The organism is Micromonospora endolithica (genome assembly GCF_003626595.1).
In the GTDB taxonomy this organism is placed as follows: Bacteria; Actinomycetota; Actinomycetes; order Mycobacteriales; family Micromonosporaceae; genus Micromonospora; species Micromonospora endolithica.
Window position 1 is genome coordinate 19,272 of sequence record NZ_RBAK01000003.1, and the last position, 22,625, is coordinate 41,896.

Genomic DNA, 22,625 nt, shown 5'->3' on the forward strand with positions numbered 1-22,625 from the left:
GTGGAGGTCTGCCGAGCTGCCTGCCCGGCGGAGCGCTGAGCGGCGAGGAGCGGCCGGATGAGCGTCACGTGCTCGGTCCACGTGCACCCGTTGCGCCGGCTCGCCGCCCGCGCACGGCGACTGTTCGCGCTTCCCGATCCCCGCCCGATCACGGTGGCCGCGGTGGTCCTCGTTGCAGTGGTTCTAGCCGCGTTCGGCGCCGCCGCCGGTTCCTGGGCGGCTGCGCGCACCGCGGGTGCTCTGCCCGGCGACGCCGTGCTGGCCGACCTGTCCCGACGGGCCTGCGGCGTCGACGCCGAGCCCGAGGTGTCGCGGGAGACATCGCCCTGGACCGCGTCCAGGATTTACGTCAGCACGACGCTGGACTCGGACTGGGACGCTGCTCAGGCGCGGCAGCGCTACGCCGCTGCCGGCTGGTCGGTGTCGGAACTCACTACCGTCAACGACTTCGCGGTCGTGCTGTACCCAGGTGACCGGACCAGCACCTACGTTCCCAGCCGATACTCGCGGTTCACCGCGCAATCCCGCGAACTGGTCGTCGTGGTCAGTGGCACCGCCCTCGCCGACGACGTGTCGGTGTACCTGGACGTGTGGTCCGCCAGCACGCACGCATCACGCGCCCTTGGGCTCACCGGAGCGGCCCTCGGAATGATCAGCGGATGGATGCTCACCGCCACACTGGCGCGCCGGATACGCCCTACCCATCCCGCGCACCGGGCCACCGTGACCGCGCTGACCACCACCGCACTGCTCGTCCTCGCCACCCCTACCGTCGCCCTCCACAGCAGTCTCACGCGTCTGCTCCGCCCGCACCCCGACAGCAGCGGCCCGACGCCCACCGTGCACGACGCTCTCCTACGCGGCCCCTACTGGCCAACCACACCGACGTGGCTGCTGCCCGCCCTTACCATCACAGGCGGCCTGCTCACCGCCGTCACGCTGGCCCTCGCCGCCTGGCCTCAGCCCAAGCAGACCACCGATCGCCCGGCCACGGCACGCGACTAACGACGACCCGCGGCCGTACACCTGACCGTGATTCTCACCAGCGGCATCATCCGGTGCCCGGCGTGCTGTGAATCAGCGCCACCACGGCGTCCAGCCCAGCCAGGTGAAGGCGGCAAGCGCGGCGGCGGCGATACTGGCGATGCCGCCGAAGATGGTTGTGAAGGCAACGACCGCGCCGCGCTTCCGAAGCCGGGACCACCAACCCTGCTCTGTTGAGGGGGTTGCGGCGGTGCCGTCTCGGCCTGCGAGGGTGTTGTGGCTGCCGGTTGCGGATTGGCTTCCCACCACGCTGGCACCAGAGCCACTGGCGGTCTGGTTCCCGATGGCGGTGCCTGCACCGGACACGGTCACAGGGCCAGCCTCGGTACGGCCGAGGGCGACGTTTGTGCCTCCGTCATTGGCCTGCTGGGAGGTGACATGGATTGTGGGACGGTGCCCTGTGATCACGAGCTGCACAGCTTGGTCCGCGACGGCCTTGTCGGGCACTTCCTGAGCCGCTGGTGTCAACGCGATCAGCTCTGCGACCATCTCCGCCAAGGCTGTACGGACCCGAACCAGGAGCCCGCGAAGTGACGCGTCGGAAACCGGCCAGTAGACAACCTCCACGCGGCTGTTCGGTGCCGCGTTATACCTGTTCATCGTGTCCGTCATGACTTGCGCCCAGGGCGGCATGATTCGATGCTCGGCCTCGCCCCGGTTGGCCAGGGCCTCCAGCTCACCAATGCCTCCGCCCAGGATCGCCACTTCTAGATTGATATCCTTCTCGCGGAGAGCGTCACTGATCTTGCGGGGAAGCATGGATGCGTTGATCCGTTGGATCATCGGGTTATAGCCAGCTCGATTGGTGATTATCGCGACCAGGCCCGTGGTGATGTGCCGGTAGTCCGGAACTGTCTCCCCGCCGTAACCGTTGAGTTCTTGTCGGGCCCAGGCGCGCATTTTTTCGGATCCGGCCTGCCCGCCGAGCACGATGCACTTCTGCAGTAGCGACGCCACGGCCATGCTGTCGTCCAGCACGCCCGCCTGGATCTGCGCAAGAAGGCCTTCCCGCTTGTACGGCATGGCGGGCATTCTCCCACCTCCGGCTCTGCATCCCAACTGGACGTTGAAGGTGGTCTCGACAGCCTTCAGGAGTTGGCGCGCCCGACGATCGGGAAACGGCTGGGCAGTTTGCCAGGCGTTCGGCGCGGGGCTGGTATCGCTCATGATGCGCTCCTCGGCCAGCGTCGTGACGAACGGACGGTGCACCATGGCTGCGTCAGTGGCGGAGAGCGGTGCCTCCCGCATCCGTGACGGCCCGGCCGAGGAGCCGGTCACGCACGGAGTGTCGGCGGGCTGTCCGGGCCGAGTAGCGGCAGGATGCCGGTGACGCTGAGGACGTGCTTGACCTGGCCGGTGGCGTATAGCAGGGTCAGGGCGCCGCCGGCGAGGGTGGCGGCGTGGTGGGCCGAGACGAGCACGCTGATGACGGTGGAGTCGATGAAGGTCACGGCGGCCAGTTCGACGTCCACGGTCGGGGTGGCGGCGGTGGTGGTGGCCGGCAGGTCGCGCAACTGTGCGACGCTGCTGAGGTTAGGACTGGTGAATGAGCTGTGGAAGCAGGTATCAAGCACACCAGGTTGTGCCGCCCGGCGTCTGACCGAGGGCGGCGTGTTTCTGCTGAAGCGCTACGGGAGAGCACGTCGTGCCTCTCGGTCGTCTGGAGGTAGACGCCGGGCTGACAGGCGTCCTTCAATCGCCTTGGTGTCGCGGGATGCTGAAGACCTCCCGGAGGTCTATCCTTGCCTTATGGCCCACGGGCTGACTCATCGCACCCTTCGAGGTAAGTCACGATGAACTACGGCGTCCCGTCCGCCGCATTGATACTCGCTGCCATCGCGGTTTTTCGCGATGCGTTCCATTGGCGTGACGACATCAAGGCCATATTTCTCGATGCCGGGGTGTCCCCGAATCTTTATGACAAGCACGATGAGCCGCACAAGAGCAAGGCGCGGATCGCCCGCAGCCTCCTCGATGATCTTCGAGCCAGCGGCGAGCGGGGAAACGCCATAATCGTGCGAGTCGTCGAAGAGTTGTGCCGTCTGAATAAGCCGCACCGTGACGCCCCGGACAAGCGCGCCGGGTATTTGGCGATCGAGGAGCTCAAGCGGCAGGCCGTGGAGGCGAATATTCTGGTGAGCCCTGAAAGGGCCGCAGCCGAAGCACGACGCGCGGCCGGTAGACGACAAGCTGCGGCCGTTGAGGAGCGTCGAGCAAAGATTGGCTCGCTCAGGCATTCCTTCCTGGAACTCAATAAAGCCCAGCCCAGAACTGATGCCGATCGACAGCGTCGTGGGTACGACCTTGAACGGCTGCTAGCCGATCTATTCAGAATTCACGAGATTGATTATCGGCCGCCATACCGCACGGAGCGTGAACAAATCGATGGCTCCTTCCACTTTCGTGGTTTCACCTACCTGACCGAAATCAAGTGGCGAACCGTCACTCCGGATGTTGGCGACCTTCTGACGTTCAAGGGCAAGGTGGATAGCAAAATTGACAGCACTCGCGGAGTCTTCATCTCCATGGCTGGATTCGACCCGGCCGTTCTCAGTCATGTGATGGACATGGCGCGTGGTAGCCGCAACAACATCGTTCTCTTTGATGGACGCGACGTAGCATTGCTTTTTGAGGGGGGTTTCGGCCTGATTGATGCCTTAACGGCCAAGGTGGACGCTGCGGAACAAGAAGGAAGGATGTGGCACCCTCTCCATTGAATTCCGGATCCAATCGATCAACTCAGAACTCAACTCGACTGCGACGAGGGCGAACCGGTGATGGCAGCTTGAATGGCGCTGATTTTCTGAACGAGACGCATCGTTTCGGGAATCTTCGTGAATCCGTATCTCGCGTAGAAGCCGGCGGCATTGGGGTCGATGGCATCTACTACCACAAACCGCGCCCCGACGGCCTTCGTCGCATCAAGGATGCGATGGAGCGCGTCCACGAGGAGGACCGATCCTAGGCCTTGGCCCTGTAGGGTCTTGTCCAGTGCTAGGCGGCCGAGCATTATCGCGGGGATCTGATTCGGGTTCCCTTTGGCGATTCGATCTGGCAGCGCTTGTCTCTGAAGTAGGTGAGCGGCTGTCGAATAGTACGCAACAACCTGTAGATCTTCATGCCAGACAAAAGTCCTGCTGACTCCTTTTGCCTCAGTGGTCAGTGCATGAGATCTTAGCCAAGAATCCAAGCTCGGCTTGCCGCTCATAAACTGCTCAGCATTATGGTGGGCGCTAATGGCCTCGCTGACAAACGTGGCGCTCATCGTCGATCCACGATGGCCTCGGCGCGGGCCGCAGCACGCTTCAAACTTGCATTGGGCGCGACTCCTTCATCGGAGTCGGTGACCATGTGGTCAAACAACTCTGCTGGAATCGTAGTGCTATAATCTGATGTTTGCGTCGGCTGGTCGCCGCCTTGCCGATTGCTTGTGCGTTCGGACTTTCTCGTACGACTGCCGCCGCGCTGCCTAAGCTGAACACCGCTTTCTGTTAACACGCGGTGGATGAAGCCGTAGGATCGGCCTGTCGAGGCGGCTAGGGCGCGGATGCTTTCACCTGAGGTGTAGCGCTTAACAACGTCCGTAGCCAACGTCCGGCGATCGGAGCTGACGACTGCGCGCTCCTTCTCTGCCTTGCCGGTGTCAGTGGCCTTCTGAGGAACGGGCATGCAAACTCCTCTCGCCCGGTCAGTGTAACGCAGAAGAATGATCAAGAGCTCCGCCAGCGGCCTATGGCCGGGCGAGGTGTGAGAGGAGTCGATCAGGCGCTCACCGAGCAGCTGCTCACCCCTCCTCACGTCCAGACAGAACGATCCTCACGTCCCGAAGACACGGCCGAACATCATTAAGTTAAGAGCTCTTAGGAGGTTAGGGGCTCGAGCCGGTTCAGACGTCTGACCTGCGGAAAGGTAGGTCCGCCACTCCCCTGCCCGATTGGCTATGGACGCGGGTAACGGCGCAGCTGACACCAGCGCTGGGCGTGCGGCAGGATGCTGATGAAGGCGCCGGCAGAAGACCAGCATGGGCGCGTCCGGCGCCTACTCCCAGCCCCTGCGCCCTCAACTCGCGCACCTCAGGCAGTTGTTCCAGGCTTTAATCCGTCGGCGTTCCCGTTTCTGGGTGCGGCCGCGTTCGCCGGCTGGCTGAGGCCCCAGTCGTAGGAGACGTGCATCTGCGCATCTAAGACGTGGCAGCGTCAAACTGACCGCCATGAGCGCTCAGAAGCGACCCGTCGACAGTCGAAGCGCCACGACCGCGCCCCCATCCGCGTCCGCATCATGAGACGAGCATTTCAAGATGCAAGCAGAATCGAAGATTTTTGCGCTCCGACCGCCGGACTCGACCGGACTACGGGAGAACAGAGCGGATCGTATAGCACTGCGCCGGACTGTTGGCAAGACTCGGTGATCGATCCGTTGCAAATCGGGGGTTGACTCCATCGGATTCCCGGGGCGTAATGGAGGTACGTTCCCGCAGCGCCGACCGGCGCGGTCGGCCACACATGCAGCGGGCAGGCACTCCTCGACGGGGTGCCTGCCGTTGTTCGTGCCGACGCCGCGAGGGGCGTGCGGAGTTAGGAGGCCCCACATGAAGGACCGTTCGTCGGCGAGTTGAGCCGCCGCACCACCTGAGCGCTCCCGTGGCGCCGCCGGTGGTGAGTCTTGATCCGCTGTGGCTCGGCGGGGCCGTCTGCCCTCTGTCCGTCCGTGTTGACCGCAGCCTGCTGTGCGGGTTGTGGCGACGCCTGCTGCCTTGCTGCCTGCCCCTGCGCGGGGTCAGGCGTGTTCGTTGACTCGACCATAGTGAGTGTTTGTCGTCCCCCCATGTACGAGGGGTCCGCCCGGCCGGGCGTCGCCCGGCAGGGTCGCGCCTGCCCGGGAACCGACCGGAAGCCGGGCAGGCGCGGCCTGGGACGGAATCCCAGCCACCTGAAGCACACCCTTCAACCACCTGCTTGGAGCAGAACGTGACCTCACACAACAGCTTTATGAAGGCCCCGGCTGCCGTCACGGCCCGCCTCCACACGACAACGCCGAACGCGGCCGTACACGCGCCGCCCGCACCCAGGTGGTGGGCCGTTGGCAACACCTGAGCAGCGACGCACCAGCTCACCCCTGAGCGCGCGGCGGGAGCGGTGGGAGGACCGCGCCCAGGTGGCGATCATGCTGTTGATCGGCGGCGCGGCCGGCGCGGCGTCGTTCACGCACGTGCACGACGTCGCCGCCGCGCACGGGCAGCCGGGCTGGCTGGCCTGGGCCGACGCGATCGTGCTGGAGTTGATGTCGATCGCCGCCGGTCTGGAGCTGCGCCGCAAACGGCGCCAAGGCACGAGCGTCGCCTTCCCCGCCGCGGTGCTCGTGGTAGCGGTGTCGCTGTCACTGGCGGCGCAGGTGGTGGAGGCAGAGGTGTCGGTGATCGGCTGGATCGCCGCCGCCCTACCGGCCCTCGGGTTTCTGGCGATGGTGAAGATCGCCCTCGGCCGCGCCGACCCCACCACGCCCCGCTCGACCGACCAGCCAGTGCGGGCCGAGCCCGGACCGCCGCTGACCGTCGACGCATCGGCCCCGGACCCCCACCCGCCGGTCCCCGACATCGCCACCGCGGTCCCGGACTCCGCGACAGCGGTCCCCACCGCCGCGAACCAACCATCGGCGGTCCCGGACCACCCGGACCACGAGACGTCGACCGACACCAGCGGTCCGGAGGTCACCGCGCTGGTCCCGGCCGCCCGGACCGCCGCCCGCACCCTCACCGCCGAGGGGACACCGCTGTCCCGCAAAGCCCTCGCCCACCAGCTCCGCGCGGACGGACACCAGCTGTCCAACGCCACCGCCTCCGCGCTCGTGCGCGTCCTACGCGCCGAGACCACCACGCCCACATCGGATCTGTCACCGCGGGAGGCCGCGTGACAGAGCTTCGACTCACGGCTTCTGTCAGAGGAAGCCGCCGCTGTCAGACCCGCGTCTGTCAGGAGATCCGGCAGCTGACACAACCTGACCAGACCTGTCAGCGCGTTCCCGCCCACCGCAACGGTCGGCGCACGCACCGCACACCCATCCACAACTCTGACCTTGGAGCAACAACGATGACGACCCAACCCGACGACCTCCACCGGCGTCGCCGACCGGACTCACACCGGCTCTCACCGCACCGTCACGCCGAACCCGTTTTGCCCGGCGGTTCAGCAGTCAGTGCCGATCTCCGTTCTACCGTCCGTCTTGATCCTGACCCCCAACCTGACCCCTCACACCCGCTCACAGCCCAGGTCAGCCCCGCTGTCACCGGTCTGGGACCGCTCCAGACAGACCCTCCAGTCTCGGGTCTCCCCCCAGGGGCTTGTGCGCATGGGTAAACACTTACCGACCGCGGATCCGCTGCTGCGGCTGCAGGCCAGCATCACCGCCCGCGACGACCGGCTCCTCGACTGGCTCTACGACCACGGCGTGCTCACCACCGACCAGATCGCCGCCGCTCTGTTCCCGTCCCTGGACTTCACCCAACGCCGCCTGCGCCGCCTCACCGCCCTGCGGGCGGTCGACCGGTTCCGACCCAACAAAGCCGACGGCGGCTCGCACCCCTACCACTATGTCCTGGACCAGCTCGGCTACGACCACGTCCACGCCCAACGCGGACTCGGCCGGCCCCGCCGGGACCAGGCCCGCCGCCGCAAACAGTCCCTCACCTCCCGTCCGGACCTGCCGCACCTGCTCGGCGGCAACCAGGTCTTCATCGACCTCGCCGCCCACGCCCGCACCCACCCCGACACCGAGCTGGTCCGCTGGCAGCCCGCGTCGGCCTACCACGAACCCGGCACCCTCTACCGCGAAGGCGGCGACCCGCAGATCATCGTCGCGGGAGCGATCGGGTTTCCCCGCCCGGACGGCGCCGGGGTATGGACCGAGGACGGACGGTCCGTGCCGTTCTTCCTCGAGTACGACACCGGGCTAGAACACCTGCACGTCCTCATCGACAAGGTCATCAAGTACGAGCGGCTGTACACGATGAGCACCTGGGCATGGCCGGTGCTGTTCCACCTCCCCTCCGCACGCCGGGAGGCGAACCTGCACCACCGGATCGCCGGCATCGGCCTGGAAACCGTCGTCGCCACCACCACCGCCGACCTGCGCGGCGCACTCGGCGCCAGCCCAGCACACCAGGTCTGGCAACTGGTCGACCGCAGCGGCCGTCACCGCCTCATCGACCTGCCCTACACCGACACCCGCCACGACAAAGAATTCCTCACCCACACCGCCCCCGACCAGGAAGACCGGGCCGCCTGATGCGGCCGGAGCGAAACGGACGGCGCGTCCGGGCGGCCCACTCGCCCACACGCCGCCGAACCCGCCCCCGCCCGCCCCAACCCCGGGGCAGCCGTCACCGCCCGCCCTACGGCCCGCACCGAGGCGACTAGGCCGGGCTACGCGCCGGGCGGCAGCGCCCGAAAGCTGTCACCGTCTGTCACCGGACGCTGTTCGGTGACAGACACCGCGACCGCCCTGCCCACTCACACCAGCCGCTTACCGCTGTGAGTCGCTGTGAGTGGCGCACGTCTTTACTTCCACGGCCAACGGAGCTACAGTCCGCGGCCCTTCACCGACACCGACCGCGCCGCCGCTCTGCACGGCGCGGTCCGGCGATCGATTCCAGAGAGTTCCTACCAACGCGAAGGAGACGCCCATGGCCCCACACCACGTCCTCACGCCACGAGCCGTCCTGGGAGGGACATGGCCACACGCCGTGACCAGACATCACGCGCGAACACACCACACCCGTCGCTGCCGACCCCGCCCACGCGGGCAACCGACGGCGAGGCCCCGACCGCACACCCCGACACCGCACCTCCGGTCCTGCCTGGGACGCTGTCGATGGCCCGCTACCTGACCGACCCCGCCACCGAAACCGAGATCCAAGCACTGGCCGCCGAAGCCGGCCTCCCCACCGTCGACCAAGCCGCCACCCTCGCCCGCCTGCTGCGCCTGCACCAACCCGCACCGCCACGCGCCGCGTGACCTGCGCCCGCCTTAACAGGCGGGCGCAGCCTCCTTCACCCCGAACGTCGTCCGAGTGAGCATCGCATCGCTTGGGCGACCTGCGCCGTGCGGCGACACTACGATGCGGGTCGTGGACACCCCACGCCGATGCGAGCACGCCTCCTACCTGCCGCCTGAGCTGCGTGACCCGGAGATCGCGCCCGAGTAGCTCTTCGCCGAGCCCTGCTCCGGTTACGGGACCGTCTACGTGCACAAGGGCCGGGACCTGCACCGCCGTATCGTCTGGGTCGCCGCCTGGGTTGCGAGATCAACGGCCGCACCGCTGGCATCGACCGGATCGAGGGCACCCGCGAGACGGTCCTGGCCTGGGCCCGCTCCCGGCCCGCCGCCGCTCACCTGATGCCCGCCACGGACGGGCCGGGGTGGGTGCCGCTGCCCGACACCAAAGACGTCGACCTGCCACCCCCCACCGACTGACGCCTGCGTCCCTCGCGGTCAGACGTCACGCCGACTCGCAGAGTAACCTTTAGGTGCCACCCAGCACCTCGCCGCGTGTCGCAACCCCTCTCCTGCCGGCGGCAAAGTACGGAGCGAGGGATCATGGACCTGACGACCACCACCAGCAGCGAAGGTCCGCTCGTGCGCCTGAGCTTGACCGGCCGGCTCGGCGCAGCCACCAGCGGACTCGTGTACGACGCCGTGCTCGCCGCCCTGCGCGCCGACACCGTCCGGGCCGTCGACCTCGACCTCACCGGCCTCGACCGCTTCGATGCCGCCGCCACCAGCACGCTGGTGGCCTGCCACCGGGCCGTACACGTACGCGGCGGCACCCTGCGGCTGGTCAACATCCCGCCCGCGGTCCGCCGGCAACTGTTCACCGCCGGCCTACTCGGCCTGCTCGATAGCGACAGCAACACCGCCCAGGCCCCACCTCCGGCTCCGGCTCAGCCAGCCTGAAGTCAGCGTGATGAATTTGGGCTCAGCGACTTACGACCAGCGGCGACTAGCGAGGCAGTCAAGGAAACAAACCCCGACGATCCGAGCTCTACAGGTGAGTACGGTTCCACACGTACATCCCGGCGGGGCGGCCCGCTGGTCCGTCGGGGCCGAGTGGCGGCGTGAACACCGACACGGGGCACTGCTTTACTGCGCGCCATGCCGGTGTCCTCGCTGTGTCTTCGCCTAGTTCGACAGCAGAACTTCGGCGGCGAGCGTGGCGCGTCTGATGGCGTTGTCAACGTTCTCCACCTGGCGTCCGCCGGCACTTGCAAGGTTGCCGCTGCCGCCTGCGCCTCCGCCGATGGCTTTCGCGGCTTCCGTCAGCACGGTGCGTGCTTGGACGCCCTTGTCTGCCAGCGCGGCGGTGATGGCCGAAGTGAGCTGGACCTTGCCATCGGTGATGGCGACGAAGATGATTACCCCAAATTGGTCACCGGGGCACCGGTTGAGAACGTTGCTGGTCAGAGGTCGGAGTTCTGCTGCGGTGAGGTCATCCAGGAGGTCGCTGATGAGCCAGCCTCTACCTGTTTGGCGGCGTTGACCGGCAAGGCGTTCGGCGATGATGTCGAGTTCGCGCTGCCGGTGCTGCTGAAGCGACTGTTCTGCGTTGGCGAGCGTGGCGAGCCGCTTGGTCAGTGCGGCGATGACTTCGTCCGGGCGAGCGTTCACCAGCCGACCGACTTCGGCGAGAAGGCGTCGCTCGTGGTCGGCGTGGTCGAGGGCGTCGCGGCCGGTGAGTGCCTCGACGCGACGTAGGCCGGTGCCGATGGAGCTTTCGCCGAGGATCCGGACGGGTCCGGCTTGGGTGCCGTGACCCACGTGGGTGCCTCCGCAGAGCTCCCGTGATGCGTCGCCGATGTCGACGACGCGGACACGCTCGCCGTACTTGTCGCCGAAGAAGGCGGTGGCGCCGGAGGCTTCGGCCTCCGCGCGGCTGGCGTGCCAGATGCGTACTTCGGGGTCATCGAGGAGGTAGTCGTTGACCAGTGCGCTGATGGTGGCGAGCTGGTTGTCGTCTACGGGCGCGAAGTGGGTGAAGTCGAAGCGGAGTCTTCCCGGTGCTACGAGCGAGCCCTGTTGGCGGGCGTGGTCACCGAGAGTGCGGCGCAGCATGGCGTGGACGATGTGAGTGGCGGAGTGGGACCGGGCGACGGCCGCCCGGCGTCGGGCGTCAACGGTGGCTTGTGCGCTCTGACCCGGCCGTGCTTCGCCCTTGATGATGTGCCCAGTGAGCACTTGGAAGCCGTCGAGGCCGTATTGCGTGTCGGTGATGTCGATGCGGGTGCCATCGGCGGTGTGGATGGTGCCGGTGTCGCCGACCTGCCCGCCGGATTCCGCGTAGAAGGGGCTGCGATCAAGGACCAGTTCGATCTGTTGGCCTTCGGATGCTTCTTGCACGGGTTGACCGTCGTGCAGGATCGCGAGGAGTTGAGTGTCGGCGGTGGTGTCGGTGTAGCCGACGAAATCGGTCCGGCCGTGTTGGGCCAGGATCTCGCGGTAGGTGTCCTGGCGGCGCATGGCGGCGGCGGTCTTGCCCTTGCCGGTGTTCTTGGCGCGGCGGCGTTGTTCGTCCAGTAGAGCGGCGTATCGGTCGGAGTCCACGGCAAGACCAGCTGCCTGGGCGGCTTCGATGGTCAGGTCGATCGGGAAGCCGTAGGTGTCGTGCAGCTCGAAGGCTGTCTCTCCGGGGAGGCGGCCAGTGCCACTGGTGTGGGCGCGGCTGATGGCGGCGTCGAGCAGGCGGGTGCCCTGGCGCAGGGTGGTGCCGAAGGCTTCCTCTTCCCTGCTGGTGACAGCTTCGATGAGAGAGCGTTGTGCTTCTAGCTCGGGCCAGTCGGCGGCGAGGTTGTCGATGACGCTGCCGGTGACGGTGGTCAGGACGGGCACCTCGATGCCGAGGGCGCGTGCGTGGCGGATCGCTCGACGCATCAACCGGCGCAGCACGTATCCGCGTCCCTCGTTGGAGGGCAGCACGCCGTCAGCGATGAGGAAGGCGGTTGAGCGGGCATGTTCGGTGACCACTTGGAATGAGACGGACGCGTCGCTGCCGTCTCGGCCGGGGAAGCGCCGGCCGGCGAGCGATTCGACGGCGGCGAGGGTGGGCGCGAGAAGGTCGGTTTCACAGACGGTGTCCACGCCCTGAAGGATCGCTGCGATGCGGTCGAGGCCCAGGCCGGTGTCGATACTTCTGTTCGGCAGTTCTCCGACGATCGGGAAGTCGCCCTTGCCGTCGCCTTCCCCGCGCAGGTTCTGCATGAACACGAGGTTCCAGATTTCGAGGTACCGCTCGCCGTTAGCCTCGGGCCCCCCGGCGGGGCCGAAGGCGGGGCCTCGGTCGTAGCAGATCTCTGAGGAAGGTCCGCATGGTCCGGGCACACCCATCGACCAGAAGTTGTCGTCCATTCCGAGGCGTTGGATACGGTCGGCGGGCACACCGAGCCGACGCCACAGGTCCATCGCCTCGTCGTCATCGCGGTAGACGGTGATCCACAGCCGTCCGGGATCGAGGCGGTAGTGCTCGGTGAGCAGTTCCCAGGCGTAGGCGATGGCGTCGGCCTTGAAGTAGTCGCCGAATGAGAAGTTGCCGAGCATCTCGAAGAACGTGGCATGGCGCGTGGTACGCCCGACGTTGTCGATGTCGGAGGTTCGCGCGCACTTCTGCACCGATGTCGCTCTCGGGTACGGCGGCGAGACCTCACCGAGGAAGTAGGGCTTGAACTGGTTCATGCCTGCGTTGGCAAGCAACAGGGTCGGATCGTCCGGGATGAGCGGACTCGACGGCACCCGAGTATGGCCGCGGCTGGTGAAGAAGTCGAAGAAGGTCGTGCGGATGTCGGTTGATCGCATGACAGGGCCTCACTGGCGGTGACACGAACGCACCTGGTGCCCTACCGCGAAGCAGCTCGGGCAGGGTCCTCGCCGGTGTCCGTCCAGGCGGGGTTCGCGTGGGACAACGGTCGGGCAGTCAGGTCACGCCGAGCTGGGCCGAGGGGGTCAGGCGAGGACGCGGTCCTCGTTCCCCAGCTCGGCGCGGCTAGCTCGCCGCCCCACCATGCCCATCACGCGTTGCCCCGTCCCTGTTGGCTGTCACGCCGCTGCTCGCCGATCTGTGCTGGTCACGAGCCGCTGGCGGTGCCATCGTAGCTTACCGCGACGGCCACCTCGGTCAGTGCGACCGTCGTGATCTGCGTCGGGTCGGTGAGGACGACATCGGCGCCTGCCTGCTGGAGCACCTCGGCGGTGGAGTATCCCCAGGCGGCAGCAGCGACACGCACTCCGGCCGCATGCCCGGCGATGATGTCGGTCACGGTGTCCCCTACGAACCACGCCGCTCGCGGGGCGACGTCGAGTCGGGCGAGTGCTGTTAGCACTGGGTCCGGCGCGGGTTTGGGCTTCGCGTCCTCGAACGTCACGAACGTGTCCATCAGTGTGGCCACGTCGCCCAGGTTGAGTAGGGCGAGCCGGTGGCGTCGTTGCAGGGTCACCACGGCTTGACGCACACCTTGTAGGTGGAGCCGCCGCATCACCTGGACGATGCCGGGCACGAGGGCGGCCTCGCCCGCGTGCGTGGCGTAGGCGTCGTCGAAGCCGTCATCGAACGCCTCGATAGGGTCGGTCACTCCGAGCACGCCGAGCGCTTGCACTGGCGGTAGGTGGATGACCTCGGTCACGGCGTCAGGTTCCGGCCGCCGCCCAAGCACATTTGTCGCCACGTCGGAGAGGGCGGCGGCCACCAGGGCCCGGCTGTCCACGATCACACCGTCGAGGTCGTAGAGCATGGCCCCGCTCATCGGCGCATGACCGTTGGCATCGCGGGGTGCTGCGGCACCGGGGGGAGCATGCTGTCCAGTGAGATCCCATGTTCGGCCAGCACGGCGGCGGCCTGGCCGGGGCGGGTCAGTATCGTGACCGCCGCTGTCGGCAGGCCACCGGCCGCGACCAGCGCGTTCGCGGCGGTCAGGATCTGCCGACCTGACCGCACCACGTCATCGATCATGACGACGCGCCTGCCTGTGACCGGGTCGCCTTCGACCTGACGGCGGGTGCCGTAGGGCTTGATGGCCTTGCGGATGAGGACGAGGGGTAGTTGCGCGGCAGCGGACACCGCGAGGGCGAACGGCACACCCCCCAGTTCCAGTCCGGCCACCACCTCGACGTCAGGGGGTAGCAGCTTGGCCAGCGCCCGACCGACGTCGCGGAGCAGGTCAGGGTCGGCGGCGACCCGGTACTCATCGAAGTACGAGCTGATCACTGTGCCGTCCGGAAGCGCGTACGGCTCGCTGACGACACCGACGGCGAGAACTCGATCAGCGATACGGCCGGCGTCGCTCCTCATGCCGCGCTCCTGACGTGGCCGGCGTCGATGAGCGGGATGAGGTCGGCCGCGGAGTCGGTCTCGTGCAGGAAGTCCAGTGGACGCGTCGGTGAGCTGTAGACCCATCGCTCATCGCGAAGGAACGTCAGCAGGCGGCGGGCGGTCGGTCCGGCGACGACGACCGGGACGGGACGGATGTTTCCGGCGTACCACAGGGCGGCGGTCAGCTCGTGCAAGGTGCCGACGCCGCCGGACATGGACACGATCACCTCGGCGTTGTCGAGGTAGGTGTGCATCCGGGCGCCCATGTTGGGCTGGTGGGTGACTGCGGTGACGTAGGGGTTGAAGTCGCCCCACGCCATGCCGGCCAGGGTGACCGCGACGACGGTTCCGCCGCCTTCGACGGCGCCTCGGGCGGCGCGTTCCATGAGGCCGTTGTAGCCGCCGTGCAGCAGCGTGAGGCCCTGCCCCGCCAGGGTCGCGCCGATGTCGTAGGCGAGGTGTTCCTCGCCAGGAGAGGCCGGCACGCAGCCGCCGAAGAACACCGCGTGACCGAGGCTGGTCCGCCCGTCGGGGGTCGCGGTGCTCATGCGTACTCCAGGTAGTGCCAGTAGGCGTCGATCGCGGGACGCAGCGCCTGGACCACGGTCGGGGCCGCGCGTTCGGCAACGGTGAGTGCGGTGGTCAGTGCCGCGGTGAGGTCCTCGCCGGTGGGGACCGCGTTGCCGGTGAGGAGCCGGTCGAGGTCGGCCAGGCACTGCCGGCCGATCGGCGTAGTGCCGATCTCCTCGGGTAGCTGGTACCAGCCGTAGAACGACGATCCGGGCGCGAGCGACGCTTTGATCATGTTCTTCACGGCTGCGTGGAGGGCGAACATCTCCGCGTAGGCGATGAACCGCTGCCCTCGCGTGATGCGCTTGCGGATCATGTGACCCAGAACGAGGATCTCCACCAGCAGCTCGTCAGGGCTGTAGGGACGTTCCAGGGTGCTGTTGATGATCCAGTCGACGTGGCTGTGCGGCCGGCTGGCCTGCCCTTCGGCGAGGTAGACCGGCATCGCCGTCGTTCGAGCCAGGACGGTTTCGAGGCGGCTGACGGGCACGATGTACAGGTCGACCTGGTACAGCTTGCCGCTGTAGGCGACGAGGTAGACGTAGCCGAGGCCGCCCATCCGCGCCACGATGGTGTCCCGCCAGCCCGGCAGGATCGCACCGAGTTCAGCGGTCATGAGGGCGTCAGCGACCCGCACGAACGACGCGAAGCTCGGATCGTGCACGGCGACGACGAAGTCGAGGTCCGACAGCCGGTCAGCGGTGCCCGCCGCCAGCGATCCGCGAACGTGCAGGGACTGTACGGCCGAGCTGTGTGACAAGGCCTCGACCGACTTCTCCAACAGCCCGAACTGACGGGGCAGGTTCGCGGCGGCGACGGTGTCCAGGAGGGTACTCACAGCGGCTGATCCTTCCTAGAGGGGAGTTGGCGACGTGGCCGGTCAGGAGTGGCCGAGCATGGTGGCTTTCTTCACTCGCCACCGTTCGGCGTCCTCGGCCCGGTGCAGCGCGGTGTACATGGCCGTAATCAGGTCGTAGACCTGCCCTTCCGCCAGCGCGTAGCGGTAGAACAGCTCCAGCAGTGTGGTCTCGGCGGCCCCGTCGTAGCCCAGCTCGGCCAGACCGGTAGCGGTGGCGACGTGCTCCTCCAGCTCCTGCACGTCAGGCGCGGGCAACATCGTCACCGCGTCCGCGACGGTGTCCACGCTGGCGTTCAGTGCGTCGAACGCCGCGTCGGCGTAGCAGTCGATGATCAGGTGGATCCGGTCCGGGCCGAAGCGGTTGCACACGCCGTGTGGGCTGGTCGGCGTCAGCCGCCACACGCGGCCGTCGCTCATGTGCACCTTTGTGCCACCGAGGATCAGGTAGGCCGAGGAGTTCGTCACGAGCGGCACGTGGACCCGGTGGCGTTCCGCGTCCGCCAGTTCGCCGTAGTCGCGGTGTTCCCAGAGGAACGCGCCGGCCCCCAGCCGGGCGAGTCGCGCCCACATGCAGCGCAGGCCAAGCTCGGCGAGCAGATCCCGCACGCCGGGCATGTCGGTGAGCAGGCTCGTGGCGATCGGGTTGGGGCAGTCGCGGATGGTGACGTCTTGCGCGTCGCCGGTGTCGTTGAGCAGCGACAGGGTGTGCCACCCGCCGTTCTGGTAGTCGCCGTACTCGACAACCCAGTCGCTCGGCACTGTGAGCGCCTCGTGGCGTAGCCGTTCCATCAGGCCGCTGTCGATCGGGCGAAGGGCAGCTACCTCGGTCGGCAGGGTCGCCGAGGTCGCTAGCGCGGTGACGGTCATCTCGGTCGCTCCTCACGTAGGGGATGCGGACTTACATCTGCGGTGCGCCGGTTGGGTCGAGGGGTCGTGGGCTGGCACGTCGCACTCCCCGTGTCCTTTGTGCGTGACGTCGTTTGAAGCCGGAAAGGTGCCGCCGCCCGCCACGGGGGGAGCGAGGCGGCGGCACCGGTCGTGGGGCCGTCAGGCCGTTGCTCGCCTAGTCCCGGCTGTTCAGGCGTATCCAGGGGGATCTGTCGGCGGGTCGGAGGGCTGGGTCGGGCCGGCTGCCGACTGGTCGGGGCGGACGCCACATGGGGCGCAGTGCGGGGCTGTCTCCGGCGCGGTAGGGCGGCTGGCCGGGTTGGTAGCCGTGCCGGGCGTACAGGCGGGCGTTGCGGTCGCCGGTGGCTTCGAGGTAGGCCGGAGTGCCGTCGGCGTCGAGGACGGCGTGATGGTGGCGCAGCAGCCTCGACCCGAGTCCTTGCCCTTGGTGACGGGGGTCGACGGCGAGGAACGCCAGGTACTCGTGTGGTAGCCCGGTGGGGTGGGCGGCGTGCATGGCGAGGTCGAGGGCGACGAATCGGCCCACGGCGTCGCGGGTGGCGCGGGCGAGACGGACGTCGTAGTCGGTGATGTCCGGTGTGAAGCGGTCCTGCACCCGTATCCACAGCGCTGCGGCGCGAAAGTCGTCGTCAACGTCCACGACTCCGTGGGTGAGGAAGTACTCGGCGAAGATGTCGAAGTACGCGCCCTAGATCCGCCTGCGGCGGTCAGGGTCGGGTACCAGCCAGGAACCGAGGTCGCCGTGCAGGAATCCGTCGGCGAGGATCTCGGTGACCGCATCGACGTCGGCCGCCTCGGCGCGATGCACATGCGAATGCAGCAGCGGGTGGGTCATCGCACACCACCACCGGCCCCAGCAGCCTGCGGGGCTGCCTGAGGCACGTCGGGGGTGACGCTGTTCGCTCCTCGACCGATCCGGTCGTACACCTCAGGGTTGGAGACTTTGAGGATCAGTGCCCACCCGGCGCCCAGGACGGCCGCGACGGCGAACGAGCTGGGCAGGACCCACCGCCACGGCGAGGTGGCATCGACGCCGAGCAGGGTGGCGAACTGGTTCAGGGTGGCGGCCAGGATCGCCAGGAGCCCCAGCGCCGCGAGGGTTGGGGCGACCGCGCGTCGCCACACGCTGACTCCTGCGCGGTTCGCGGCGTCGTGGACGAAGAACGCCACGACGGCGAGGGAGGTGGCGGCCATCAGGATCAGGACACCGAGGCCGCCCAGGACGGTGATCCAGAAGAACAGATAGACGATCGGGTCGAGACCCGCGATGGCGTACCCGGCGATCACCACGGCCGCGAGCAGCGTCTGCGTCAGCGAGCCCCACTTCGGGGAGCGGTTGCGGCGGCTGGTGATGCCGAGCCACTGCGGCAGGACTCGCTCGCGGCCGAGGGCGAAGGCGTAGCGGGCGGCGGTGTTGTGGAAGGCCAGCAGCGCGGCGAAGAGGCTGGTCACGAACAGCAGGTGCCCGGCGTCGACCCAGGTCTGACCGAGGTGCGGTTGCACGAGGGTGAACATCAGCTCGGTGCCGTTGGTCCTTGCCGCCTCCACGACGTTGTCGGGGCCGGCGGCTACCGACATGGCCCACGAGCACAGGGCGTAGAGCAGGCCGATGATGATCAGGGCGGTGTAGGTGGCGCGGGGTACGGTGCGCTGCGGGTCCTTGGTCTCCTCCGAGTAGACCGCGGTGGCCTCGAAGCCGACGAACCCGGTGATCGCGGTGACCAGCGCCGCGCCGATCCCGGCGGCGAACAGGTGGCTCGGTGCGAGCGTGGTGAAGGTGACCTCGTTGTTCGCCGGGTGCGCCAGTTCCACCACGGCGAACACGGCCGCGATACCGATCTCGGTGACCAGCAGCACGGCCAGGACGCTGCCGTTGAGGTCCACGCGCAGTACCCCCATCACGGCGATCACCGCCCAAGCGGCGAAGGCGCACATCCACCACGCCACGTCGACCCCGGCTCGGTCGGCGAGGAACCCGGCCAGTACGGCTCCGAACCCCCCGTACAAGCCGACTTGCATGGCGTTGTAGGCGAGGAGGGCGACGAACGAGGCGGCGACGCCGGGCACCCGACCAAGGCCGCGTGCGATGTAGGAGTAAAACGCCCCCGCGTTTACGATCTTGCGGGACATGGCGACGTAGCCCACGGAGAAGACGCCAAGGATGGCGGCCACCGCCAGGTAGGCCACCGGGATGCCGACGACGCCGGTTACTGCCCAACCGGTGGTGGCACCGCCGGCGACGACGGTCAGAGGCGCGGCGGCGGCCATCACGATCGCGACGACCGGCCACATGCCGAGCCGGCCTCGCTGCAACGCCAGCGTCACGTTGCTCAGCGGTGATCGAGGAGGGGAATTCGTCATAACGGTTGTCCTTGCGGAGAGGGGTTGGGGAAGGAGTTCAGTGGGCGCTGAGGACGCCGTCACCGACAGCGGCCTGGGTGTGATGCAGCAGCTCCTGGGTGCCGCGCCATGCCGCCTCGACCTGAAGGGTTAGAAACTCGAATGCCGCGCGGGGTGCGCCGTCCAACAGGCGCAGGTGCAGGTCCGTGGCGCGGGTCAGCCCGGCGAGGAAGACGTCCTCATCCGTGAGGGGCTCGTGGTGGCGCAGCCTGGTCGACAGGCGGGCTGCCGGCCATGCGGCGACGTTGATGTCGGTCGGCACGTAGGTGACGGTGCGGCGCAGCAGGCGGCGGCTCTCCTCCGGTCGGAGATGCCGCGCCCGGGTCATCCGCTGCGCCACGTCCTCGTAGGCGGAGCAGCCCAGGAACGCCAGCCAGGTGCGGATCGGCAGCACCCCCGCCTCGCCGAGGAGATGATCGAGGACTTTGTGCGCCACCGCGTCACTCGGCGACGTACGGTCGGTTACTCGCACGCACCCGTGCTCGACAGCGATCCTCGCGGTGAAGGCCAGCTCCCCGAGCAGAGCCGCCGCGAGCCCGATCCCGGCCACTCGCGGGTGCAGCAACGGGCGACCGCTGGAGTCGTGGTGACACAGCCGGAAGAAGTCATCGGCCAACATCGGCCACGTCACCGCTGACCCGCCTCTCACCGCATGCCTGCCAACGGCTTTCGCCGTCCCGTGCGAACCCGTCCGGTCGGCCCCGCTCGCCGCCGCGCCCTCACTGGCAGCGACGACGAGCGGGGAATCTAGGTGCGCCATACGAACGTCAACTCCTGCTCCAGAGCGCTGACCCGCACCTGGCAGAGCAGCCGCTTGAACACCGGGCGCAGCCCGTTGACCGGAACGTCAGCGACCTGCCGCCGGTCCCGCCGCTCTACCGCATTCCTGGCGAGTGCCTCGACTACCGCAGCGTCCACAGGCCACAGGCGACATCCGCAGGCGCTGCGGTAGCCGCGGCCACCATCAACAAGGTCCAGGGGCGTCAGATGCAGATCGCATCCATCGCACACCAGCAGGCCCTTGAGTTGGTAAAGGCCGGAATCATCAGGCCGGTCGCTGCCGCCGGCCCTGAATCGGGCGAGACTGCTGACTGACATGGATTCTCCGCTCGTTGTACGATCTTGCTAACACACTAACACACGCCCTGCGCCAGATGGCCGTGAAGTCGGGCGCGCCCAAAAGCAGCCCGGGCTCACGCCAGGCGATCGTTGGCGGCATGGCGATACCAAGACCATCGCAGGCATGCGGACTGGTTACACCTCGATGACGGGCCGTACATCAACGGATCCATGGGTAACGCTGAGCAGCCACTATGCATTCGGGCACGACGAATGCCCATCAGGATGGGTAAGGTGATCCGCAGCATCGGCGTCGATGTCAGCGCGCGGCGCCTGTACACCGTTGAGAGGCAGCATGGGATCGACCGCATCCGCCCGTCGGCACCCCAGCCCACAGGCGCGTGGGCGAGAGCTCGCCCGACTCGGCAAGCAGCTATGGCAGGAGTTGGGATCCGTCAAGGCCGTGGCCGCAGAGCTGATGAGTCGAAACCCCGACGTCCCAAGCATCCAGGCGTACCGGTACGCAGCCGGACTCTCGCAGGACCAAGCCGCCGTGCGCTATAACGAGGTCGCCGAACACCAGACCAGCCTTGGAGGGACGACGATCAACGCCTGGGAGACGTGGGCACGCACGCGCGGTTCAGGCTCCCCGCCACCCTTCTCCAGCCTGCTCATCCTTGCCACCGCCTACAGCCGGGGACCACTTGGAGTTACCGACGAAGACATATCGCCGAGCGACCTCGTTGCGGAAGCGTATGAGCGACTAGCGCCGGAAGATCAAATCTCGCTGAAGACGCTTTCGGCGAGGAGCAGCCATCCGAGTCAAGGCCCAGGCGGCGCTACCACGGTTGACCTAGCAACCAGGCTGCCGGCAGGCTCGAACATCGTCGGGCCCGACTTCAACCTGACCGTGCCCACCGTCGACTTCGGAAATCCCGAGATTTGCGCCTTCTCGTTACCGAATCCTCGCCCCGGCAACCTCCTCGACCTGACCTGGGAGACCTTCGGCTTCGGAGTCGAGCGCCTGATTAGGCAAATCAAGAACGTCGGTAGGCGACTCGATGTCGACATTTGCTTCGGGGTGAACGAGGCGGGCCTGGTCATGGCCACCTTCCTCGCCTCAGCCCAGTTCTCGCGCTGCGCCATCGGCTATCTGCGCTGCAACAAGGTGCGAGACAGTATCGCCCTTGCCTCCACCTCCTTCTATCCCGAAGCAGACGAGGCACCGACGATACTTATCTGCGATTTCGAGGTCAAGCACGCCGACGTCGTGGGCTTCTTGGCGAGCGAGATCCGTCGCCGATATCCCAACGCATCGCTCTACTTCGCCGTGTTCGGAGCGATGACCAAAGGCTCAGATCTTGAAGTGGCCAGCTTCGACGAGCTGACTGGTGCTCAGATCATGCGAGCAGCCGACTTTTCGGCCGTGTTCATCGCCGCGACGATGAGCCCGCCCGGCATCGAACCGCCACTTGAACTGCGATAATGACGTCAGGAGACGCGATGGACTACAAGGCTGAATTGCCCGATCTTGCTCGGCAAACCGCAGAGGTCGTGGATACGATCATGCTGGAGATCCGACCCAAGCTGCTTGAAGCGGCCTTCACCGGCAAGGCAGGGGAAAGCGAGAACCTGCGACACGCGGACAACTTCCTGTCGGTACATGACATGTGGTCGCACGAGCGGTACCGCGAGCTGATGAGCAGGCATCTGAAGTCTTTCGTCTATGCCTCCGAGGAGGCCGAGCCGCAAGTCGTCGGTGATGAAGCCGATCCCGACCTGTGCGTTCTCGTTGACCCGCTCGACACCAGCGAGCTAGCAGTGCGGGGACTTTTGGGTTACACCCATGTCATGATCTACTCCCGCGCGCTCGCACGACCCATCGTGTCGGTAGTGGGCGACATCTACCACCACGTCCGGCTCTACGTAGCCGCTCAAGACGACGATGGAAACGACCGCGCCTACGCCTTCACGGCCGACGGCCAGGGACGGGCACTCCTCCAGAGAGAGCCGAAACGTCTATCAGAGTCCCTCCTCACCAATTTCCTCATGCGACCGGCCGAGCGGCTCCTCCCCCTCAGCCGACAGCACCGACTCATGACTGCACTCGACCAACCTGACGCAGACGGCAAAAGCAGGGGAAGGATCGGCGTCGACTTCGGCTCAGTCAGCCTCTGCCACGTCGCGGCAGGATTCACCGAAGGCGTCCTTGAGTTCGCTAAAGGCTTCGCCATCTGGGACCTCGCACCGGGTCACTACATCCTCCACGCCGCCGGCGGAACGGTGCTGGACCTCGAAGGTCAACCTATCCCACTCGACTACGGGCTGGCATCGCTAATTGACATCGCCGACGCTATGGATCGAAGGCAGAAGTTCGTTGCCACAGGCAGCCGTGCGCTAGCCGATGAGATTCTCCACTACATCGATGCCTGACCC

Annotated in this window: 22 protein-coding genes and 1 pseudogene; 8 read left to right on the forward strand and 15 right to left on the reverse strand. The window is 67.1% G+C overall.

The annotated features are described in order from the left end of the window. Nucleotides 1-57: 57 nt before the first annotated feature. A complete protein-coding gene (locus D7223_RS09225) occupies nucleotides 58-1,005 on the forward strand; it encodes a hypothetical protein (protein WP_120727188.1) in 948 nt (315 codons plus the stop codon). A 72-nt stretch (nucleotides 1,006-1,077) separates the two neighbouring features. Here D7223_RS09225 and D7223_RS09230 read toward each other — a convergent pair whose 3' ends face one another. Together D7223_RS09230 and D7223_RS09235 are read right to left on the reverse strand one after the other, a co-directional pair. After that, entirely contained in the window at nucleotides 1,078-2,322 is a 1,245-nt protein-coding gene (locus tag D7223_RS09230) for an AbiTii domain-containing protein (RefSeq protein WP_147252633.1), read from the reverse strand. Continuing rightward, nucleotides 2,319-2,618 (reverse strand): STAS domain-containing protein, encoded by a 300-nt coding sequence (locus D7223_RS09235; RefSeq protein WP_120727192.1) that lies wholly within the window; start codon nucleotides 2,616-2,618, stop codon nucleotides 2,319-2,321. Before D7223_RS09235 ends, D7223_RS09230 begins: the two co-directional genes overlap by 4 nt. A 219-nt stretch (nucleotides 2,619-2,837) precedes the next feature. On the opposite strand from D7223_RS09235, the gene D7223_RS32450 reads away from it, so the two are divergent. Further along, nucleotides 2,838-3,761, forward strand: coding sequence for a hypothetical protein (locus tag D7223_RS32450; protein ID WP_147252632.1), 924 nt, complete (start codon nucleotides 2,838-2,840; stop codon nucleotides 3,759-3,761). Nucleotides 3,762-3,790: 29 nt separating this feature from the next. On the opposite strand, the gene D7223_RS09240 is transcribed toward D7223_RS32450, so the two are convergent. Then, nucleotides 3,791-4,309, reverse strand: a complete 519-nt coding sequence (locus D7223_RS09240; RefSeq protein ID WP_120727194.1) for a GNAT family N-acetyltransferase — start codon at nucleotides 4,307-4,309, stop codon at nucleotides 3,791-3,793. 176 nt (nucleotides 4,310-4,485) lie between these two features. Further along, nucleotides 4,486-4,713: pseudogene (locus D7223_RS09245) on the reverse strand (helix-turn-helix domain-containing protein); the annotation flags it as partial. A gap of 1,410 nt (nucleotides 4,714-6,123) precedes the next feature. Between D7223_RS09245 and D7223_RS09250 the strand changes: the two are divergent. From D7223_RS09250 to D7223_RS09265, 4 genes are all read left to right on the forward strand, one after another. Then, nucleotides 6,124-6,954: a DUF2637 domain-containing protein gene (locus tag D7223_RS09250; RefSeq protein WP_120727196.1), complete on the forward strand. Its 831-nt coding sequence runs from the start codon at nucleotides 6,124-6,126 to the stop codon at nucleotides 6,952-6,954. 435 nt (nucleotides 6,955-7,389) lie between these two features. Next, nucleotides 7,390-8,325: a replication-relaxation family protein gene (locus D7223_RS09255; RefSeq protein WP_120727198.1), complete on the forward strand. Its 936-nt coding sequence runs from the start codon at nucleotides 7,390-7,392 to the stop codon at nucleotides 8,323-8,325. Between the two features lie 444 nt (nucleotides 8,326-8,769). After that, nucleotides 8,770-9,054, forward strand: a complete 285-nt coding sequence (locus D7223_RS09260; RefSeq protein WP_120727200.1) for a hypothetical protein — start codon at nucleotides 8,770-8,772, stop codon at nucleotides 9,052-9,054. A 621-nt stretch (nucleotides 9,055-9,675) separates the two neighbouring features. Further along, nucleotides 9,676-9,993, forward strand: coding sequence for an STAS domain-containing protein (locus tag D7223_RS09265; RefSeq protein WP_158610846.1), 318 nt, complete (start codon nucleotides 9,676-9,678; stop codon nucleotides 9,991-9,993). 225 nt (nucleotides 9,994-10,218) lie between these two features. Here D7223_RS09265 and alaS read toward each other — a convergent pair whose 3' ends face one another. The 11 genes from alaS to D7223_RS32730 form a co-directional block, all read right to left on the reverse strand. Further along, on the reverse strand, nucleotides 10,219-12,882 hold the full coding sequence (gene alaS / locus D7223_RS09270) for an alanine--tRNA ligase (RefSeq protein WP_120727204.1): 2,664 nt from the start codon (nucleotides 12,880-12,882) through the stop codon (nucleotides 10,219-10,221). A 269-nt stretch (nucleotides 12,883-13,151) separates the two neighbouring features. After that, complete coding sequence (locus D7223_RS09275; protein WP_158610847.1) at nucleotides 13,152-13,814, reverse strand: HAD family hydrolase; 663 nt, start codon at nucleotides 13,812-13,814, stop codon at nucleotides 13,152-13,154. 8 nt (nucleotides 13,815-13,822) lie between these two features. Beyond that, complete coding sequence (locus tag D7223_RS09280; RefSeq protein WP_158610848.1) at nucleotides 13,823-14,371, reverse strand: orotate phosphoribosyltransferase; 549 nt, start codon at nucleotides 14,369-14,371, stop codon at nucleotides 13,823-13,825. Beyond that, a complete protein-coding gene (locus D7223_RS09285) occupies nucleotides 14,368-14,940 on the reverse strand; it encodes an SLOG cluster 4 domain-containing protein (RefSeq protein ID WP_120727210.1) in 573 nt (190 codons plus the stop codon). The genes D7223_RS09280 and D7223_RS09285 overlap by 4 nt, the downstream gene beginning before the upstream one ends. Continuing rightward, nucleotides 14,937-15,800 (reverse strand): nucleotidyltransferase domain-containing protein, encoded by an 864-nt coding sequence (locus tag D7223_RS09290; protein ID WP_120727212.1) that lies wholly within the window; start codon nucleotides 15,798-15,800, stop codon nucleotides 14,937-14,939. Before D7223_RS09290 ends, D7223_RS09285 begins: the two co-directional genes overlap by 4 nt. 42 nt (nucleotides 15,801-15,842) lie before the next feature. Then, entirely contained in the window at nucleotides 15,843-16,688 is an 846-nt protein-coding gene (locus D7223_RS09295) for an aspartyl/asparaginyl beta-hydroxylase domain-containing protein (RefSeq protein ID WP_120727214.1), read from the reverse strand. Between the two features lie 196 nt (nucleotides 16,689-16,884). Continuing rightward, nucleotides 16,885-17,370, reverse strand: a complete 486-nt coding sequence (locus tag D7223_RS09300) for a GNAT family N-acetyltransferase (RefSeq protein ID WP_238161769.1) — start codon at nucleotides 17,368-17,370, stop codon at nucleotides 16,885-16,887. A gap of 48 nt (nucleotides 17,371-17,418) precedes the next feature. Further along, a complete protein-coding gene (locus tag D7223_RS33440) occupies nucleotides 17,419-17,565 on the reverse strand; it encodes a hypothetical protein (protein ID WP_238161771.1) in 147 nt (48 codons plus the stop codon). Then, nucleotides 17,562-19,091, reverse strand: coding sequence for an APC family permease (locus D7223_RS09305; protein WP_120727216.1), 1,530 nt, complete (start codon nucleotides 19,089-19,091; stop codon nucleotides 17,562-17,564). The genes D7223_RS33440 and D7223_RS09305 overlap by 4 nt, the downstream gene beginning before the upstream one ends. Before the next feature lie 37 nt (nucleotides 19,092-19,128). Next, nucleotides 19,129-19,749: a GOLPH3/VPS74 family protein gene (locus tag D7223_RS09310; protein WP_120728119.1), complete on the reverse strand. Its 621-nt coding sequence runs from the start codon at nucleotides 19,747-19,749 to the stop codon at nucleotides 19,129-19,131. 128 nt (nucleotides 19,750-19,877) lie between these two features. Further along, complete coding sequence (locus D7223_RS32730; protein ID WP_158610849.1) at nucleotides 19,878-20,048, reverse strand: hypothetical protein; 171 nt, start codon at nucleotides 20,046-20,048, stop codon at nucleotides 19,878-19,880. 604 nt (nucleotides 20,049-20,652) lie between these two features. On the opposite strand from D7223_RS32730, the gene D7223_RS09315 reads away from it, so the two are divergent. After that, nucleotides 20,653-21,675 (forward strand): hypothetical protein, encoded by a 1,023-nt coding sequence (locus D7223_RS09315; RefSeq protein ID WP_120727218.1) that lies wholly within the window; start codon nucleotides 20,653-20,655, stop codon nucleotides 21,673-21,675. 17 nt (nucleotides 21,676-21,692) lie between these two features. Next, nucleotides 21,693-22,622, forward strand: coding sequence for an inositol monophosphatase family protein (locus tag D7223_RS09320; protein WP_120727220.1), 930 nt, complete (start codon nucleotides 21,693-21,695; stop codon nucleotides 22,620-22,622). Nucleotides 22,623-22,625: the final 3 nt, after the last annotated feature.

Bases quoted from the DNA above. Each gene is read 5' to 3' on its own strand.
- D7223_RS09225 (WP_120727188.1), top strand. From the start codon at position 58: ATGAGCGTCACGTGCTCGGTCCACGTGCACCCGTTGCGCCGGCTCGCC.
- D7223_RS32450 (WP_147252632.1), top strand. From the start codon at position 2,838: ATGAACTACGGCGTCCCGTCCGCCGCATTGATACTCGCTGCCATCGCG.
- D7223_RS09240 (WP_120727194.1), bottom strand. From the start codon at position 4,309: ATGAGCGCCACGTTTGTCAGCGAGGCCATTAGCGCCCACCATAATGCT.
- D7223_RS09255 (WP_120727198.1), top strand. From the start codon at position 7,390: ATGGGTAAACACTTACCGACCGCGGATCCGCTGCTGCGGCTGCAGGCC.
- D7223_RS09260 (WP_120727200.1), top strand. From the start codon at position 8,770: ATGGCCACACGCCGTGACCAGACATCACGCGCGAACACACCACACCCG.
- alaS (WP_120727204.1), bottom strand. From the start codon at position 12,882: ATGCGATCAACCGACATCCGCACGACCTTCTTCGACTTCTTCACCAGC.
- D7223_RS09275 (WP_158610847.1), bottom strand. From the start codon at position 13,814: ATGCTCTACGACCTCGACGGTGTGATCGTGGACAGCCGGGCCCTGGTG.
- D7223_RS09280 (WP_158610848.1), bottom strand. From the start codon at position 14,371: ATGAGGAGCGACGCCGGCCGTATCGCTGATCGAGTTCTCGCCGTCGGT.
- D7223_RS09285 (WP_120727210.1), bottom strand. From the start codon at position 14,940: ATGAGCACCGCGACCCCCGACGGGCGGACCAGCCTCGGTCACGCGGTG.
- D7223_RS09295 (WP_120727214.1), bottom strand. From the start codon at position 16,688: ATGACCGTCACCGCGCTAGCGACCTCGGCGACCCTGCCGACCGAGGTA.
- D7223_RS33440 (WP_238161771.1), bottom strand. From the start codon at position 17,565: ATGACCCACCCGCTGCTGCATTCGCATGTGCATCGCGCCGAGGCGGCC.
- D7223_RS09305 (WP_120727216.1), bottom strand. From the start codon at position 19,091: ATGACGAATTCCCCTCCTCGATCACCGCTGAGCAACGTGACGCTGGCG.
- D7223_RS09310 (WP_120728119.1), bottom strand. From the start codon at position 19,749: ATGTTGGCCGATGACTTCTTCCGGCTGTGTCACCACGACTCCAGCGGT.
- D7223_RS09320 (WP_120727220.1), top strand. From the start codon at position 21,693: ATGGACTACAAGGCTGAATTGCCCGATCTTGCTCGGCAAACCGCAGAG.